Annotated in this window: 16 protein-coding genes; 10 read left to right on the plus strand and 6 right to left on the minus strand. The window is 35.8% G+C overall.

Annotated features, from left to right (window positions below; all coding sequences use genetic code 11):
* Positions 1-30 precede the first annotated feature (30 nt).
* Positions 31-789, plus strand: a complete 759-nt coding sequence (yaaA, locus tag ABID46_RS08360) for a peroxide stress protein YaaA (RefSeq protein ID WP_354508986.1) — start codon at positions 31-33, stop codon at positions 787-789.
* A gap of 46 nt (positions 790-835) precedes the next feature.
* Here yaaA and ABID46_RS08365 read toward each other — a convergent pair whose 3' ends face one another.
* The gene (locus ABID46_RS08365; RefSeq protein ID WP_354508988.1) at positions 836-1,300 is read right to left on the minus strand and encodes an ankyrin repeat domain-containing protein; all 465 of its coding nucleotides are present in this window, start codon (positions 1,298-1,300) and stop codon (positions 836-838) included.
* A 97-nt stretch (positions 1,301-1,397) separates the two neighbouring features.
* On the opposite strand from ABID46_RS08365, the gene ABID46_RS08370 reads away from it, so the two are divergent.
* A complete protein-coding gene (locus tag ABID46_RS08370) occupies positions 1,398-2,705 on the plus strand; it encodes a DEAD/DEAH box helicase (protein WP_354508990.1) in 1,308 nt (435 codons plus the stop codon).
* A 4-nt stretch (positions 2,706-2,709) separates the two neighbouring features.
* Here ABID46_RS08370 and ABID46_RS08375 read toward each other — a convergent pair whose 3' ends face one another.
* The 3 genes from ABID46_RS08375 to ABID46_RS08385 all read right to left on the minus strand — a co-directional run bounded on the left by ABID46_RS08375 (position 2,710) and on the right by ABID46_RS08385 (position 5,997).
* A complete protein-coding gene (locus tag ABID46_RS08375; protein ID WP_354508992.1) occupies positions 2,710-3,138 on the minus strand; it encodes a thioredoxin fold domain-containing protein in 429 nt (142 codons plus the stop codon).
* A gap of 25 nt (positions 3,139-3,163) precedes the next feature.
* Complete coding sequence (locus ABID46_RS08380) at positions 3,164-5,218, minus strand: TonB-dependent receptor plug domain-containing protein (RefSeq protein ID WP_354508994.1); 2,055 nt, start codon at positions 5,216-5,218, stop codon at positions 3,164-3,166.
* A 62-nt stretch (positions 5,219-5,280) separates the two neighbouring features.
* Complete coding sequence (locus ABID46_RS08385; protein ID WP_354508996.1) at positions 5,281-5,997, minus strand: biotin--[acetyl-CoA-carboxylase] ligase; 717 nt, start codon at positions 5,995-5,997, stop codon at positions 5,281-5,283.
* 92 nt (positions 5,998-6,089) lie between these two features.
* Here ABID46_RS08385 and rsfS point away from each other — a divergent pair, with 92 nt between their 5' ends.
* Genes rsfS through ABID46_RS08415 form a run of 6 tightly spaced genes read left to right on the plus strand, consistent with a single transcriptional unit; the run spans position 6,090 to position 10,891 of the window.
* Positions 6,090-6,452 carry a ribosome silencing factor gene (rsfS, locus tag ABID46_RS08390; RefSeq protein WP_354508998.1) on the plus strand — a complete coding sequence of 121 codons (363 nt, stop codon included), beginning with the start codon at positions 6,090-6,092 and terminating at the stop codon, positions 6,450-6,452.
* A 58-nt stretch (positions 6,453-6,510) separates the two neighbouring features.
* A complete protein-coding gene (gene ftsH / locus ABID46_RS08395; RefSeq protein WP_354509021.1) occupies positions 6,511-8,481 on the plus strand; it encodes an ATP-dependent zinc metalloprotease FtsH in 1,971 nt (656 codons plus the stop codon).
* 58 nt (positions 8,482-8,539) lie between these two features.
* A complete protein-coding gene (locus ABID46_RS08400; protein ID WP_354509000.1) occupies positions 8,540-9,130 on the plus strand; it encodes an LUD domain-containing protein in 591 nt (196 codons plus the stop codon).
* Positions 9,130-9,963 (plus strand): phosphatidate cytidylyltransferase, encoded by an 834-nt coding sequence (locus ABID46_RS08405; protein ID WP_354509002.1) that lies wholly within the window; start codon positions 9,130-9,132, stop codon positions 9,961-9,963. The genes ABID46_RS08400 and ABID46_RS08405 overlap by 1 nt, the downstream gene beginning before the upstream one ends.
* Before the next feature lies 1 nt (position 9,964).
* On the plus strand, positions 9,965-10,612 hold the full coding sequence (locus ABID46_RS08410) for a phosphatidylserine decarboxylase family protein (RefSeq protein ID WP_354509004.1): 648 nt from the start codon (positions 9,965-9,967) through the stop codon (positions 10,610-10,612).
* A 36-nt stretch (positions 10,613-10,648) separates the two neighbouring features.
* Positions 10,649-10,891, plus strand: a complete 243-nt coding sequence (locus tag ABID46_RS08415) for a hypothetical protein (protein WP_354509006.1) — start codon at positions 10,649-10,651, stop codon at positions 10,889-10,891.
* Here ABID46_RS08415 and ABID46_RS08420 read toward each other — a convergent pair.
* Both ABID46_RS08420 and recR read right to left on the minus strand, forming a co-directional pair.
* Positions 10,872-11,957, minus strand: coding sequence for a glycosyltransferase family 2 protein (locus tag ABID46_RS08420; protein ID WP_354509008.1), 1,086 nt, complete (start codon positions 11,955-11,957; stop codon positions 10,872-10,874). The genes ABID46_RS08415 and ABID46_RS08420 overlap by 20 nt on opposite strands.
* Complete coding sequence (gene recR, locus ABID46_RS08425) at positions 11,957-12,574, minus strand: recombination mediator RecR (RefSeq protein ID WP_354509010.1); 618 nt, start codon at positions 12,572-12,574, stop codon at positions 11,957-11,959. The genes ABID46_RS08420 and recR overlap by 1 nt, the downstream gene beginning before the upstream one ends.
* Before the next feature lie 118 nt (positions 12,575-12,692).
* Here recR and ABID46_RS08430 point away from each other — a divergent pair, with 118 nt between their 5' ends.
* Both ABID46_RS08430 and ABID46_RS08435 read left to right on the plus strand, forming a co-directional pair.
* Positions 12,693-14,228, plus strand: a complete 1,536-nt coding sequence (locus ABID46_RS08430; RefSeq protein WP_354509011.1) for a sodium:solute symporter — start codon at positions 12,693-12,695, stop codon at positions 14,226-14,228.
* A gap of 39 nt (positions 14,229-14,267) precedes the next feature.
* On the plus strand, positions 14,268-16,889 hold the full coding sequence (locus tag ABID46_RS08435) for a T9SS-dependent M36 family metallopeptidase (protein WP_354509013.1): 2,622 nt from the start codon (positions 14,268-14,270) through the stop codon (positions 16,887-16,889).
* Positions 16,890-17,060 lie beyond the last annotated feature (171 nt).

Below are 17,060 nucleotides of genomic sequence, written 5' to 3' on the forward strand. Positions count from 1 at the left end.
AAAACTATTCAAAAGTTCTAATTTAGCCAAATGAAAATTTTATTATCTCCCGCAAAACTCATGTCATTGGAAACCAGCGGAAGCTGGAATAAGTCCTCAACTCCTAAGTTTTTACCAGAAGCCCAGACTGTTATGGAAAGTTTAGGAAATTTAAGCGTAGAAGAATTGCAAAAACTGATGAGCATTTCAAAAGATTTAGCAGAAATGAATTGGGAACGAAATACACAATGGAAAACCAAACCAACTGCGAAACATTCTGTTCAAGCTGCTCTTGCCTTCAAAGGTGAAGTGTATCGAGGATTGGATGCTGCCAATCTTTCTGAAGAAGTTCAAAATTATTTGAACGATAACCTTTTCATTTTATCGGGTTTATACGGCTTGTTGAAACCAAGCGATAAAGTAATGCTCTATCGTTTGGAAATGGGAAGTAAATTGGATGTGCAAGGTTCCAAAAATTTATATGGATTTTGGAAAGAAACTTTAACCGATCATGTTAATTCGAAATTGAAGAAGAATGAAGTTTTACTAAATCTTGCCAGTGTGGAATATTCGAAAGTTTTAGACGATAAAAAACTGAAATCTCCTAAAATTGAAGTAGAATTTTTGGATTACAAAAACGGACAATTAAAACCAATCATGGTATTCTTCAAACAACAAAGAGGTGCGTTGGCGAGATATTGCGCCGAAAACAATCTTCAAACAATTGAGGAAGTGAAATTATACAATGAAAATAATTATTCGTTTGACGAAAAATTATCCAATGAGAAAAAATTAGTTTTCGTACGATAAAAAAACCTGGCATTGACCAGGTTTTTCTTTTTATTTACAAAATTAATTATTTCAAAATCTCTGCTATTTCTGAAAACCCTTGTGCTTGGGCTATATCCAGAGAAGTCATTCCACGACCATCTTTAAAAGTTTTATCGGCTCCATTGTCCACCAATACTTTTACAATTCCAGGCTTATTAAACATGGTTGCAAAGGTTAAGGCAGTTCCTCCCATCCCATTGACAATGTTAACATCTGCACCCGCGTCAATTAATCTTTGAACTATAGCTTCATGTCCCTTGAAACAAACACCCATCAAAGCAGTATTTCCAGAACCATCTTTTTCATCAATTACTGGATTTAGAGACAATATAAAATCAACAATGTCTTCAAATCCATAATAAGTTGCCAGCAACAAAGGTGTCGAACCTCGTTGATCTTTGACGTTTAACAAATCTGGATTTTGGGTTAATTCTTGTATCACAGATTCCAACTCATTGTTGCGAATTGAATAAAATAATTTTTCAGACATGGATATTTTCTATTGGTAAACTATCAAAATTACAAAAATTCAATCGTATGAAAATCTAAAAATTCGTTAAACCCATCAATTCGCCTACCTTTGCAGAATGGATGTACAATCGATCTTAGAAAAATTGCAGATTCAAGATTTGAATCAGATGCAAAAATCAACATATTCACAATCTGACAATCACCAAGATATAATCTTATTGTCTCCCACTGGTTCTGGAAAAACTTTGGCATTTTTATTTCCTTTACTGCGAAATTTATCTCCTCAAAATTCCGGAATTCAAGCGTTAATCATGGTTCCATCTCGAGAATTAGCTCTTCAAATCGAACAAGTTTTCAAAGCCATGGCAACAGACTACAAAGTTTCTGTCGTTTACGGTGGACATGATAAAAAGATCGAACAAAATAATTTGATTGAATCTCCAGCGGTTTTAATTGGAACGCCAGGTAGAATTGCTTACCATGTCAAAAACCAAAATATAGACGCTTCAACCATTCAAACCTTGGTTTTGGATGAATTTGACAAATCCTTGGAATTCGGATTTCAAGACGATATGACCTACATCATAGAATCTATGTCTAACCTCAATCATAGAATTCTAACATCTGCTACATCCATGTCCACAATTCCTTCCTTCGCTGGATTGGAGAATGTCAAAACTTTAGATTTTTTGAAAGAATTGGAGTCAAAACCCAATTTTCAATTTCGAAAAGTAAATACACTTTCAGAGGAAAAATTAGAAACTTTGTTCAAATTGATCTGTAAAATTGGAAGCAAACGAACTCTGATTTTCTGCAATCATCGAGACGCGGTAGATCGAATTTCTGAATTGCTTAGAAGAAAAGGAATCGAACGTGAAAATTTCCATGGTGGATTGGAACAAGACGAACGAGAGCGAGCTTTGTTTAAATTTCGAAATGATTCGGTTCGAATTCTCATTACGACAGATTTAGCTGCTAGAGGATTGGATATTCCTGAAGTGGAATCCATAGTCCATTATCAGCTTCCACCCAAAGAAGATGCATTCATTCACCGAAACGGTCGTACAGCGCGTATGAACGCAAAAGGGTTTGTGTATGTGATGATTTCAGAAGATGAAAACTTCCCTTTTATCGATTCCAAAATTCTAGTTGAAGATGTAGAAGGATTTACCAAAGTTCCTCAAAATTCGCCTTGGCAAACAATTTACATCAGCGCAGGAAAAAAAGACAAAGTCAACAAAGTTGATATTGTGGGATTCTTAATCAAAAAAGGTGGTTTAACAAAAGAAGAAGTTGGCTTGATTGAAGTAAAAGATACGACTTCTTATGTGGCAATTCCTCGCAAAAAAGCGATGGATTTGGTGAAAAAGTTGGATAAGGAAAGAATTAAAAACAAAAAAGTAAAGTTGGATATTGCTCGTTAAAGCTTTATTCTTTTGCTAGCTGATTTATCATGCGTTTCAAATCTTTGGGACGCAACAGCCCTGAATAGACATCCAAAATTTCAAAATCCTGATTGAGGACAACCCATGATGGAAAGCTGATTTCGTTGGAATCTCCCAATAATTCTATAACCAAATCATGGTATTGACTGGGTTGTTTGGAAAATACATGATTCTTCAACTTGACTTCTTCCGTGGATTCTGCATTGAATTCGAAAAAATAAATTTTGGAATTCATCAATTTGATCAATTCCTCATCTTTTGCAAATTGTTGGGATTGAATTCGACAAATCCCACACCAATCCGTTGTGATAGACAAAAAGATTGGTTTATTTTCTATCTGAATTTTCTCTTCAATAACATGAATGCTGATCTTTTCTTGCGCAAACACCCAAGAAGAAATTAATCCAAACATACAATAAACCAATCTTCTCATTTTCTTAAAACATTGAATATCTAAAACCTATAAATCCACGAATTCCTTGCATAGAAGCATAACTATAGGTCGTATCAAACGAATATCCATTTGGATTTTGAATCGGATCATCAACCTGTTGATCAAACGGATCAAAAGCGCGCAAAATTGGATCTTCTGAAGGAACGAAATCAAATAAATTCTTTACACCCGCATAAATTTCCATTCCATTTTGAAACTTTTTGGTTACTTGAATATTGGCAATCATATGCCAAGGCGAATACTCTGGACGATAATCATTGGGAACTGTTGGCAAACGCATTGGACCATTCCAATTTCCGGTTAAATCCACACTAAAATTCTTTGGGAACGAATAACTCATGACCAAGTTTCCAGACCATTCTGGTGCGAAATATTGTACTTCTTTTTGTTCAACACCATTTTCATCCTTTTCTTTTTGAAACACATCCATATAAGAAACTCCAGCAGAAATGCGCAATGGAATGCCAAAACTAAAGTTGGTATTCAAAGAAACACCTTGTGAAATCGCATGCCCTTCCAAATTATCGTATACGATTTGGTCTGGATTCACATCATAATCTGCATTGATTTTATTGGTGAAATACGAATAGAAACCAGTAACATCCACGTCAACATTCATGCCTCCAGTGGTAAAACGAGTGACATAATTTAAATTTGCATTCAACGAACGCTCAGGTTTTAATTCTTCCGTGATGATTACTTCTCTTGACCCAGTCAAGGCAGCGTGATCTTCCGTAAATAAATTTACGACACGGAATCCTGTTCCAAAACTTCCTCGTAAGGTATGTTTCTTGTCAGCAGACGAATATCGGTAAGCAACACGTGGCGAATGGATGGATCCATGGTGTTCATCATAGTCAAATCGATAGCCCAAAAGCAAACTATTTTGGGGATTGAATTTCATTTCATCTTGAACAAAAACACCTGGAATAGTCGTTCTAGAAGGTACATTATGTCCATTTTCATCGGCTGTTGCAGGCGTATTGTCATCATAATCCGTATAACGAATCGTTGCTCCAGCCAACAAATTATGAATTCCTAGAGTCTTGTCCCAATAAGCTTGACCAAAGGCGACTTGCTGAGTTGCCATATAAGGCGTATTTCCATACCATGAATTTTGATCGTGGTAATTGTAGGAGAATTGTGTGGTGATGGATTCTTTTATTGGCAACTGATACATGGCAACCGCTTCAAATCTTGATGTATAAACCGATTCACCATAAACTTCATCACTACCTCTATGAATTCGTTTGTTATAGTCCAATTCTCCACCCCAACGATCTTCATATACATATCGCAAACCTAAACTTGCAATTTTGTCATCTTTTCGTTTTAAATTCCACTTGTTGAAAATGGAAATTCTATCTTGTAACGTCAAATCGGTGAAATTATCTCCGTTGTTATCTTTCACATCATCGTATTTGAAATAATTCATCCCAATCAAACTACTTGCATCCCCAATCTTAAATTTTGTGGAAATATCGGTATTGAACTCCATCCAAGATGAACTCATAAAATCAACGGAAAGACTTGGCGCTTTCTGTGCATTTTTGGTAATCACATTGATGATTCCACCCATGGCTTCTGACCCATACAAGGAAGAAGCTGGCCCTTTTACTACTTCTATTTTTTCAACCATTGAATTGGGAATTCCATTCAATCCATAAACCGTTGACAAAGAACTAACAATAGGCATACCATCGATCAATATCATAGTATAAGGCCCTTCCATTCCATTGATGTGAATGTCTCCTGTATTGCAAACATTGCAATTCACTTGCGGACGTACTCCATTGACCATACCAATGGATTCAAATAAACTTGGAGAAGGATTTTTTCGAAACAATCTTGGTGTGATAATCTCGACTGGAACCGGACTATCCAAACGACTAACCTCTTTCAATGTTCCTGTAATAACAGCACTTTCCAATTGGATTTCGTCTTCTTCCCAGAGCAAAGAATCTGATTTTTCTGGTAAATTTTGTGCAGAAGCGAATCCAAGACTTCCTAAAAAATAAGCATAAACAATTTTCCTCATAATTTATTTTATGAGGCAAAACTATAAATGTTAGCTTAATCTAACAAATTATTTCTAATATTTTAATAAATTAATTCAACCTCTTTATGTTGAAATGTTTTCAATTCTCTGTTTGATAATTCCACTAACAAAAGTCCGCTGGAATCTACACCACGAATAATTCCACTAAAAATTTCTTGATTTTTTAGGAATTCAGAAGGAACATCCTTTCGAAATAAATGAGTTAAATAAGTATTTTGGATATATTCCCATTGTTTTTGTTCAATTTGAACAAAGGATGCTTGCATTTCTGTCAGGAAATCTGACAATATTTCTTCTATGTCATAATTTTTACCCGTAATGCTGGCCAAAGATCCGGCTTTTGATAGCTCTCCAAAATGGGTTTGATTGACATTTATTCCAACACCAACGACAATATTCATCTGGTTTTCATGCTTATAAGTTTCAACTAGAATTCCCGAAACTTTCTTCGTTTCAGCAATTATGTCATTAGGCCATTTTACAAAGGCAGACGGAACATAGGATGAAATAACTTTTCTGACGACATTACTAATCCATTGGTTAAAATAAATCAATTCCTGATAGGTTAATTCTGTCTTTATCAGAACACTAACTGCCAGATTTTGATCTTGATTGGATTCCCAATGATTCCCACTGTATCCACGTCCGTTCGTCTGATTGGAAGTCCAAAAAACCGTCCATGATTTGGCATTCTTTTTGGAGAAATCCATTAAAGCAGAATTCGTACTTGGAATGGTGTCAAATTTGTGTATTTCCATGCAATAAATTTATCCTTTCTAGTCGCTAAAGTTATCTTAAAATGTGAAAACTCAGCGAATATTCACTAATTTTGCAACTTATAAAATTTTGAATGAGTAAAAAAGTAGATTCTAAGATTATAATTGACGTCATCATTGACGGTATTTCTGACTCAAAAGCAGAAGACATTAAAATCCTTGATTTAAGAGAAATAGAAAACGCATTTTGTGAATATTTCGTGATTTGTAGCGGAAATTCCAACACTCACGTTGCGTCCATTGCAGCTGCTTTGGAGAAAAAAGTGAGAAATGAAATTCAAGAACGTCCATGGCATGTTGAGGGTACTGAAAATGCACAATGGATTTTATTGGATTACACCAACATTATTGTGCATGTTTTCCAAAAACAATACAGAGAATACTATGATTTAGAAAGTCTTTGGGGAGATGCAAAAGAAATTACTGTAACTATTTAAACTGAAAAATTTGAGCACAAACGATAAAAATAAAAAATCAAACAATTCTTTTAATCCTATGTGGATCTATGCCATCGTGGGGTTTTTATTAATTGGATTTTGGCTTTTCACCAGTAGCATGGGCGGTGAAGTGAAAAAACTAGATAGAGGTACTTTTTTTGAATATTTAAAGGAAGGTCATATCAAAACCGTTCGATTGAATTTAGAAGAACATAAGGTCGATGTGTTTTTGACCGATGAAGCCTTGAAATTGGATCAATTCAAACATTTCAAAAAAGAGAATTCCAATATGACTGCCTTTGCTCAAGCAGGTCCACAATACTCTTTTATTGTAGCTGATAATGCCAATTTTGAAACCGAAATTGAAAAAGCCATTCAAGAAAATAAATTAAAAACTGCTTATACCAACATTCCACCCGATGAATTTGGAAAAATGTTTTGGAACATCTTATTCTGGATCATCTTATTTGGATTGTTATGGTATTTTATGTTCAGACGTATTGGTGGTGCTGGTGGTGGTCCTGGTGGACAGATTTTCAACATTGGGAAATCAAGAGCCAAATTATTTGACGAAAACGATAAAATCAAAGTTACATTCAAAGATGTAGCTGGTTTGGAAGGTGCGAAAGAAGAAGTGGAAGAAATCGTTGAGTTTTTGAAAAATCCAGAAAAATTTACGGTTTTGGGAGGTAAAATTCCAAAAGGAGCTTTATTAGTTGGTCCTCCAGGTACTGGTAAAACCTTGTTAGCAAAAGCTGTTGCGGGTGAAGCAAACGTTCCATTTTTCTCCTTATCGGGTTCTGATTTCGTTGAAATGTTTGTGGGAGTTGGAGCATCTCGTGTTCGTGATTTGTTTAAAAATGCAAAAGACAAAGCGCCAGCGATTATCTTCATTGATGAAATTGATGCCATCGGACGTGCACGTGGAAAAAATAATTTCACGGGAGGAAATGATGAGCGTGAAAATACGTTGAACCAATTGTTAACCGAAATGGATGGTTTCGGAACCGATACCAACGTTATTGTATTGGCTGCAACCAACCGCGCAGATATCTTGGACAAAGCTTTGATGCGTGCTGGACGTTTCGACCGATTGATTCATGTTGATTTACCTGAATTAGGAGAACGTAAAGAAATTTTTGAAGTGCATTTGAAACCATTGAAATTGGGAGAAGATGTGGATTCAGAATTCTTAGCAAAACAAACGCCAGGTTTTAGCGGTGCAGACATTGCAAACGTTTGTAACGAAGCTGCTTTGGTTGCTGCGCGTAAAAACAAAAACAAAATTGAACGCCAAGATTTCCTAGACGCCGTAGATCGAATCATCGGTGGATTGGAAAAGAAAAATAAATTGATCAAACCAAAAGAAAAACGCAGAATTGCGTATCACGAAGCAGGTCATGCGACGATTGGTTGGTTATTGCCTCACGCAGCTCCTTTGGTCAAAGTGACCATTGTACCAAGAGGAAAATCTTTGGGTGCTGCTTGGTACTTACCTGAAGAAAGACAAATCACCACGACGGAACAAATGTTGGACGAAATTGCTGCAACAATGGGTGGTCGTGCTGCTGAAGAAGTTGTATTTGGAGACATTTCAACGGGTGCTTTAAGTGATTTGGAGCGAGTTACCAAACAAGCTTCTGCTATGGTGAGCATTTATGGATTGAACGACAAAATCGGAAATATATCCTATTATGATTCAACAGGACAAAGCGAATATGGAATGTCGAAACCTTATAGTGAGGAAACAGCCAAAACCATTGACGCTGAAGTTTCTAAAATTATTGAATCTCAATACGATAGAGCGAAAAACTTATTGAATGAATATCGTCCTCAATTGGATCAATTGGCAGATAAGTTGTTGGAAAAAGAAGTTATTTTCAGAGAAGACCTAGTAGAAATTTTTGGAGAACGCATTTTTGAAGATGATGAATCCATTGAACCTCCTGGAAATGCAGTTTCAACATTAAACACAAATCCTAGCGATACAATTGTGGTTGGTGAAGAACCTGTTGAAAAAAACGATTAAATTCTTAACATTTCTTACATAAATTGGTTATTTTCGCCTAATCTCTGAACCCATGAGTATGTGGAAAAAAATAAAACAAATTTTATCTTCTCATACTGAAGAATCCGAAACGGATGAAGCAGAATTGGAATTTGTCTCCTTTCAAACCAAAGAACCGATCGATGTTTTGTTTACCAAAAACTTCATCGCAGCGGGTGGGCATTTCTTTTATTGTGAAAACGAACAAGAAGCTCTCACAAACTTAAAAGATGTGGTTGAGAATGAAGGAATAGATGAAATCGTTTGTTTTGATCCCAAATTGATATCCTTGATCAATCGATTGAATGTTCAAGTAAAACCTCAATTAAATTCACAAAGAGATTTTGCTTTTATCGAATGTGAATATTTGGTTGCTTTTGATGGCGCTATCATGCTTTCATCGCATCAAACCAATGGAAGAAAACAAGAAGAGTTACCTCCCAATGTGATTATTTATGCAACTCCACAACAATTGGTTGCCAATATTAGCGAAGCTTTGCAACGCTTAAAATCTGTCAAAGGAAATAATTTACCTAATAACATTACTTCCATAAGAGGAAAACTAGTTCATAACGTGGACTCGTCTTCCAATGCAAAGAATATTTATTTGCTGTTAGTAGAACAAATTTGATGAAAAATTTAGGGCCAAGAATTATTTCAGGAATCATTTTCATTGGACTTATATTTTTAGGTACGACAGGACATCCATACTTATTTCTGGGTTTGATGGCCTTGTTGATGGTACTTTGTTTGATTGAATTTGTATCTATTACAGAATTAAAAGATAAATTATATACCCTACTAGCATTTGCAGGATCTGCAGGTGTAATGTATTATTTCAGTTTTTATTTACTGGAACAAAATAGTGCTTTTGTCATGCAATCCTTAAGTTTTGCTGGACCGGTATTGTTTCTCCTCGCCTGCTTTACCATCTTATTCTCGCCCACCGAATTGTATATAGAATTTGGAAAAGCAACCATTGCAGTGATTTATATTGCTGTTCCGTTTTCGCTCGCCTTGACGATTCCAGTGACGCATTACGTCTTAGGAAAAGAAGTGATTACGTATGAAATTTTATGGGTTTTCCTTCTGATTTGGATCAGTGATATTATGGCCTATGTAGTCGGAAGTTATTTAGGCAAACACAAATTAGCACCAAAAATTTCGGAAAAGAAATCTTGGGAAGGAGCAATTGGTGGATTCGTTTTTACCGTATTGACTGGATATTTATTGGAGTATTTCTTCTTACCTGAATCGAAATTGAATTGGCTTATCGTCGGGATTATCGTTGCAATTGCAGCTCCAATTGGTGATTTGGTAGAATCTAAATTGAAAAGAACATTTAACGCAAAAGATAGTGGCAAATGGATGCCAGGACATGGAGGATTTTTAGATCGCTTGGATAGTTTTATCTTTGTCATTCCAATGGTCTATTTGTATCTATTGTTAACAGAAGTTTTATAAAATGCATAGAGAAGGTCGTATTATTATCATCGGATTTTTTATCCTGTTTTGTATCCTAAGTTTCGTCTCATGGAAGTTTATACCTTCTCCTTATTCTATTTTGGCTGTATTGCCTTTTTGGATTTTATATGGATTCATTTTATGGTTTTTTAGAAATCCAATTCGAACCAATCAAGCTTCGCCATTGGACATCATTGCTCCAGTTGATGGGAAAGTTGTCGTAGTAGAAGAAGTTCAAGAAAACGAATTCATCAAAGGAAAATGCATGCAAGTATCGATTTTCATGTCACCCTTAAATGTGCATGTTTGTCGATATCCCTTATTAGGAAAAGTAATTTTCACCAAATATCACCCAGGAAAATTTTTGGTAGCCTATCACCCAAAATCTTCTGAATTAAATGAACGCACAACAGTTGTCGTTCAAGCCGAGAACGGACAAAACATTTTGTTTCGCCAAATTGCAGGTGCAGTCGCGCGTAGAATCGTGATGTATGCCAAAGATGGAGATCAAGCAAAGGCTGGAGAAGAATATGGATTTATCAAATTTGGATCGCGTGTAGATTTATTTTTACCGTTGGATTCAAAAATTTTGGTAAAAGTTGGCGATAAAACCCTTGGAGGTGTGCAAAAAATTGCTGAATTGCACTAAGTTTGTAAAAAATTTGAATAATAAGAAATCGGAATAATGATGAAAAATTTAGGACTATTATTTGCTGGAGTCTTTATATTAGCTTCTTGTGATGCTACTCCAAAAGGGAACAAATCTATTTATCCTGTAGTTCACGACGAGCCAGTTGAGAAAGTAGACGCTCATGCAGGACATGATCACGCAGAACACAACCATGCAACCGAAACTACTGAAGTTGTAGTTGACACTTTAAATACAACAGAAGCTGCAGTAGAAGCACCTAAAGATTCTGCTCAATAGTTCCAGAAATCCCTAGATCACCAATGATGACATTCATTCCTTTGGGTTGAATGTAAAATTCTCGTTGAATAGGTTGACTATATGAATTAATGAAGGAAAGCATTTCCTGATTGGAAAATATCGATCCGTCTAAAAGTATTTGGGCGGATTTTTCTTTGATATCATTTGGAGATTGAATTTTTTGCAAGTTCGCTACCTCAATTTCCCTTTTTACCTTCACATCTCCTTTCTTAAAAGTTCCTTTGGACAGAGCTAATTTTGCCCGAACTTTTAATCCCAATTTAAAAATAAAATATTTCAATCCATCTTCGGAATAATATTTATCGACAAATAATTTCATTGCATCAAAAAAGACCTTTAAGTATTTTTTATCCTTTCGAGTACTTTCACCTTTGTAATGCAAAACCGTCGTTTTTCCGTAATAATAATTGGTAAATCCGTTTAGAACCAAAGTATAACTCAAATCGATGTCTTCCCCATACATGAAATATCGTTCGTCAAAACCGCCCACTTTTTGATACACCGATTTTTTCAGTAACATAAAAGCTCCAACCAAAATTTCAGCTGGCGCAACATCAAATTCTCCCACATCGGTTTTGTAATAAGATTTTGAACTTTTGGAATTTATGAGCGTTCCAAATAATTTCCCAAAGGTATTTTCAAAATTCGGAATGTTCCGTTTGCTTTCGGGGTGAAATTTTCCATTGGCATCAATCAATCGTACTCCTAAAGCACCTAAATTCTCCGTTTGATCAGCAAATGGAAGGATTTCCGAAAATAAATTTTCGGGAATGACTGTGTCTGGATTTAAGATCAAGACATATTCTCCTTTTGCTTTTTCTACACCTAAATTATTGGCTTTTCCAAATCCTAAATTTTCTGGAGATTCAATAAAATGAACATTTGGGAATTTGGGTTTGACAAAATCCAAAGGTCTTTCTGGCGAAGCGTTGTCTACAACAATTATTTCTCCTTCTATATTCTCTAGGGCTGCTTCAACACTATGAAGACATTGTTCCAAATAAAAACGGGCATTATAACTTACAATTACTACCGATACTTTCATTATTTCGAACTTGATTCAACATAAGGAATACGATTTTGCAAGGATCGAACAAGTGTTGCTTCGTCTGCATATTCCAACTCATCTCCTACTCCAATTCCACGAGCAATGGTAGAAAATTGAATGTCAAAATTCTTCAGAACTTTGTACAAATAAAACGAAGTTGTGTCACCTTCCATCGTGGAACTCAAAGCAAAAATAACTTCTTTGATGTTTTCGCTTTCAATTCGTTTCACCAATGATTGGATGTGCAATTGTCCTGGACCAATTCCATCCATAGGAGAAATTCTTCCACCCAAAACATGAAAAACGCCTTTGTATTGCCCTGTATTTTCAATTGCCATCACATCTCTCACATCTTCCACAACACAAACAATGGAATCATCACGTAGCGGATTGGAACAGATTTGACAAACCAATGCATCTGAAATGGTATGACATTTTTCGCAATATTGAATATCTCTCACCAAATGTTGCAAAGCATCGGCTAAATTTTCCGTTTGGGTATCGGGACGATTCAACATATGCAACACCAAACGCAAAGCAGTTCTTTTCCCTATTCCCGGAAGATTGGACATCTCCTCTACTGCGCGCTCTAAAACCTTACTCGGATAATTCATGAAAGAATTTGATTTAGTATAAATGTAAATGAATCTACGAAAGAAATTTCAATAAGTCTTTTCTGTTCGGTGATTCATTCGGTCAAAAATACTATTTTTGGATGAAAATAACCCTTCTATGAACTCAAACATTATCTTGTTTTCAGTTATCATTTACTTTTTAGGTTTATTATACATTGCGTATAGAACAAGCAAAAATTCAGATAATCAATCCTTTTTTATTGGTAATCGAAAGAGCAAATGGTGGTTGGTAGCATTTGGAATGATTGGAACTAGTTTGAGCGGGGTAACCTTTATTTCGGTTCCGGGAACGGTTGGAAAAATAATGGGAACAGATGGCGCCTTTGGTGCATTTGAGTACTATATGATGGTTTTAGGCTTCTTTTTTGGCTATTTTATTGTCGCCTTTGTCCTACTTCCTCTCTATTACAAAATGAATTTAACATCGATTTACACCTATCTCGGGCGAAGATTCAATGTCGAAGCGCATAAAACTGGTTCCATATTTTTCATCATTTCGAGAGGAATCGGTGCTACTGCGAGATTGTATTTGGTCATCAATGTATTGCAAATATTCCTTTTAGATGCCATCGGAATTCCCTTTTGGTTAACAACTCTTATCATGCTCTTAATGATTGTTTTGTACACCTATGAAGGAGGTGTAAAAACGATTGTTGTGACCGATACTTTACAAACCACATTCATGTTATTGAGTTTAGTTGTGTGTATCATTTATGTTTTGAGTCAATTGGATTTATCCTTTGGTGCGGCTTTTACAAAGATTTCAGATATTGGCTATACCAATTTGGTGAATACCGACGTAAACTCTAAAGACTTCTTCTTGAAAAGTTTTCTAGGTGGAATGTTCATCACGATTGCTATGACGGGATTGGATCAAGAAATGATGCAAAAGAACATAAGTGTGGACAATTTGTACAATTCCAAAAAGAATATGTTGACGTTTGCCAGTACCTTGTTGATTGTAAATTTGGCATTCTTATTCCTTGGTGGATTGTTGTATTTATATGCGATGCAACAAGGAGCCGTTTATGAAAACGGAATGTTCGGATTCAGAAATGAAGCAGGAGTGGTTCAAAATATCATTGGGGATGACTTATTTCCAGCTTTGTCATTGGAAGGATATTTCCCATTATTCATCGCTGTAATTTTTATCATTGGATTGATTTCTGCCTTGTTCCCATCGGCTGATGGAGCTTTAACTTCTCTAACAAGTTCTTTTTGTGTTGATTTATTGAAAATGAACGAAAACGAAAAAATGACTGAAAAGGAGAAAAAGAAACTTCGTATTTGGGTTCATTTAGGCTTTACATTGGTCTTCTTTTTGTTGATTTTATTTTTCAAAGCATTGAACGATAAATCCATTGTGTACCTCATCATGGGAATTGCGGGTTATACCTACGGCCCACTTTTAGGATTGTTTGCATTTGGAATTTTAACCAAACGTACCATTTCCTTAAAGTATACGATTTTGAGTGTGGCATTAATCGCTCCTGTTATCACCTATTTCATCAATGAATACTTTAAAAATTATTCCGATTATAAGATTGGGGTTGAATTAATCATCCTAAATGGACTAATTACTTTCATCGGTTTATGGCTTATTAGCAAATCAAAAAAGCAATTAATCGAATAAAAACGTATATTTACTTCTTCACATTTTAACAACACATGTATGAAGAAGAATTATTTTTTGGCCGCGGCACTTGCCCTAGTGGTAAATACTGCTTGGTCACAATCTTCTCAAATTTTGCCAATAACTCAAAATCATCTTATCAATCAAGCTGATCATTTCGGGTTAAAAGCTTCTGATTTGGAAGATTTACAGATCTCCACCCATTACCTAAATTCGAATAATAAGGTTGAATATGCCTATATACATCAGCATCTAGGCGGATATCCAATCTACAATGCAATTGCAAATTTAGCTTTGAAAGATGAAAAAGTTCTTTCGATGAATTCTACTTTTCAGCAAAACATCCATCAACGAATTGCAAATCAATCAGCTATTCAAGATTTGAATCAGTTTGCTTCAGTGGTAGCACAAGGATTGGGATTTGTATTGAATGAATCTGCCTTTTTGAATTCCGATTTTCACAATCAATTGATGTATTATCCAACTGAAGATGGGAAGCTGAATTTAAGTTGGATCTTCCATTTGAACATCATGGAAGAGAATCAATTGAAAATGATGGAATATGTAGCAAATGCTCAAACGGGAGAAATTTATGCAAGTCATAATCATTTATTGAGTTGTAGTTTCGACCATGGAGCATTTGAAAATCCCACTACTGAATTCAAACAATCAGAAAATGTTCAATGGTTAAAAGAGCAATATCAAACAGCAACTTTAAATGACAATGCATCGTACCGAGTTTTCAAATTACCTGTTGAGGCACCGACTTTTGGGGAACGCTCGATGGTTAATAATCCGGCAGATCCTATCGCTTCGCCATTTGGTTGGCACGATACCAATGGAGCGCCTGGTCATGAATCGACCTTGACTCATGGAAATAATGTCAAAGCAGTAAATGATCAAAACAGTGCAGGTTTGAATTGGTTGTACAACGGTGGATCTTATACGTTCACTGGGTATGCCGATGGTGGAACTAATTTGAATTTTGACTTCCCGATTGATTTCACTCGAAATTTATACGAAAGCTATGATGCTTCTACAACCAATTTGTTCTACATGAACAATATGTTGCATGATGTATGGTATCAATACGGATTTACCGAACAAGCTGGAAATTTCCAATTGAACAATTATGGAAATGGAGGTGTCGGCACCGATGAAGTTTATGCATTTGGACAAACAGGTGAAGCGATGGGCTCTATGAACAATGCCATGTTTGGAACACCTCCAGAAGGTGGAAATCCGTATATGATCATGTTTATGTGGACATCCAATGAAGGCGATTCTCATTTATTTGCAGTCAATACAGCTGGAACCCATCAAGGAAATTACAATGGTGAATTAGCTAGTTTTGGCCCAGGAATTCCTACTCCGCCTATCACAGAGAATTTGGCGGTTGTAATCGATGACAATGCCAATGGAGGAAGCAATGCCAATGACGGATGCGAAAACATCATCAATGCAGCACAATTAAACGGTAAAATTGCAATGATCCAACGAGGAAATTGTGATTTTGTGGTAAAGGTTAAAAAAGCACAAGATGCGGGTGCAAAAGCGGTCGTAATGGTCAACAATGTTGCAGGAGCACCTATTGTAATGGGTGGAACTGATAACACCATTACCATTCCTTCAGTGATGATTAGCATGAATGATGGTAATCCTATTATTGATGCTGTTTTGGACGGAACAACTTTAAATGGTTCTGTTCCCAAAGATGGACATTGGGACGGATACAAAGATGGATCATTTGACAATGGAATTGTTGCACACGAATACGGACATGGAATTTCCAATCGTTTAACCGGTGGTCCAAATACCACAAGCTGTTTGAATAATCAAGAACAAATGGGTGAAGGTTGGAGTGATTTCATTGGATTGGTTATGACCATTGAGCCAGGCGATCAAGGAACTGATGGTAGAGGAATTGGCACGTATGCCGTTTCTCAACCAACAACCGGTGTTGGAATTCGTCCAAGTAGATATTCAACCGATATGTCTGTGAATAGCTCAACCTACAACACCATCAAATCTGTTTCGGTTCCTCATGGAGTTGGATATGTTTGGGCAACGATGTTGTGGGAAATGACCTGGGAATTAATCGGGAAATATGGATTTGATCCAAATATTTATACAGGAACAGGTGGTAACAATGTCGCGATGCAATTGGTTACAGATGGCATGAAATTACAACCATGTAACCCAGGTTTTGTAACGGGTAGAGATGCTATTTTGGAAGCTGACTTGATTTACAACAACGGTGAGAATCGTTGTCATATTTGGAAAGCTTTTGCAAAACGTGGTTTAGGCTTTGGGGCTTCTCAAGGAAGTCCGAACAATGTGATGGATGGAACTCAATCTTTTGATATGCCGCCAACCGAAGTTTTGGATTGCACCAATATGGCAACCACTGATTTGGAGAACAACAGCATGAGTTTGTATCCGAATCCAACCAAAGGTGAATTTTATTTGTTAACCGAAAAAGCATTTGGAGATTCCAATGTGAGCATCAAAGATGTTACGGGTAAAGTTGTACAAGAAACGATTGTAAATTTTTCAAATAAACGAGCAGCAATCAATGTTCAAAATTTACCAGCAGGTGTTTATGTCATTTCTGTTGATACAGCTGATGGAAAAATCACCAAGAAATTGATTAAAAAATAAGTTTAATTCAACTCAAAATAAAATCCGTCTCGAAACAATTCAAGACGGATTTTTTTTATTTAGATGATTAAATATTATACTTAATACTTAATACTTAATACTTAATACTTAATACTTAATACTTAATACTTAATACTTAATACTTAATACTTAATACTTAATACTTAATAC

It is taken from the genome of Moheibacter stercoris (assembly GCF_040545805.1).
Taxonomy (GTDB): Bacteria; Bacteroidota; Bacteroidia; order Flavobacteriales; family Weeksellaceae; genus Moheibacter; species Moheibacter stercoris.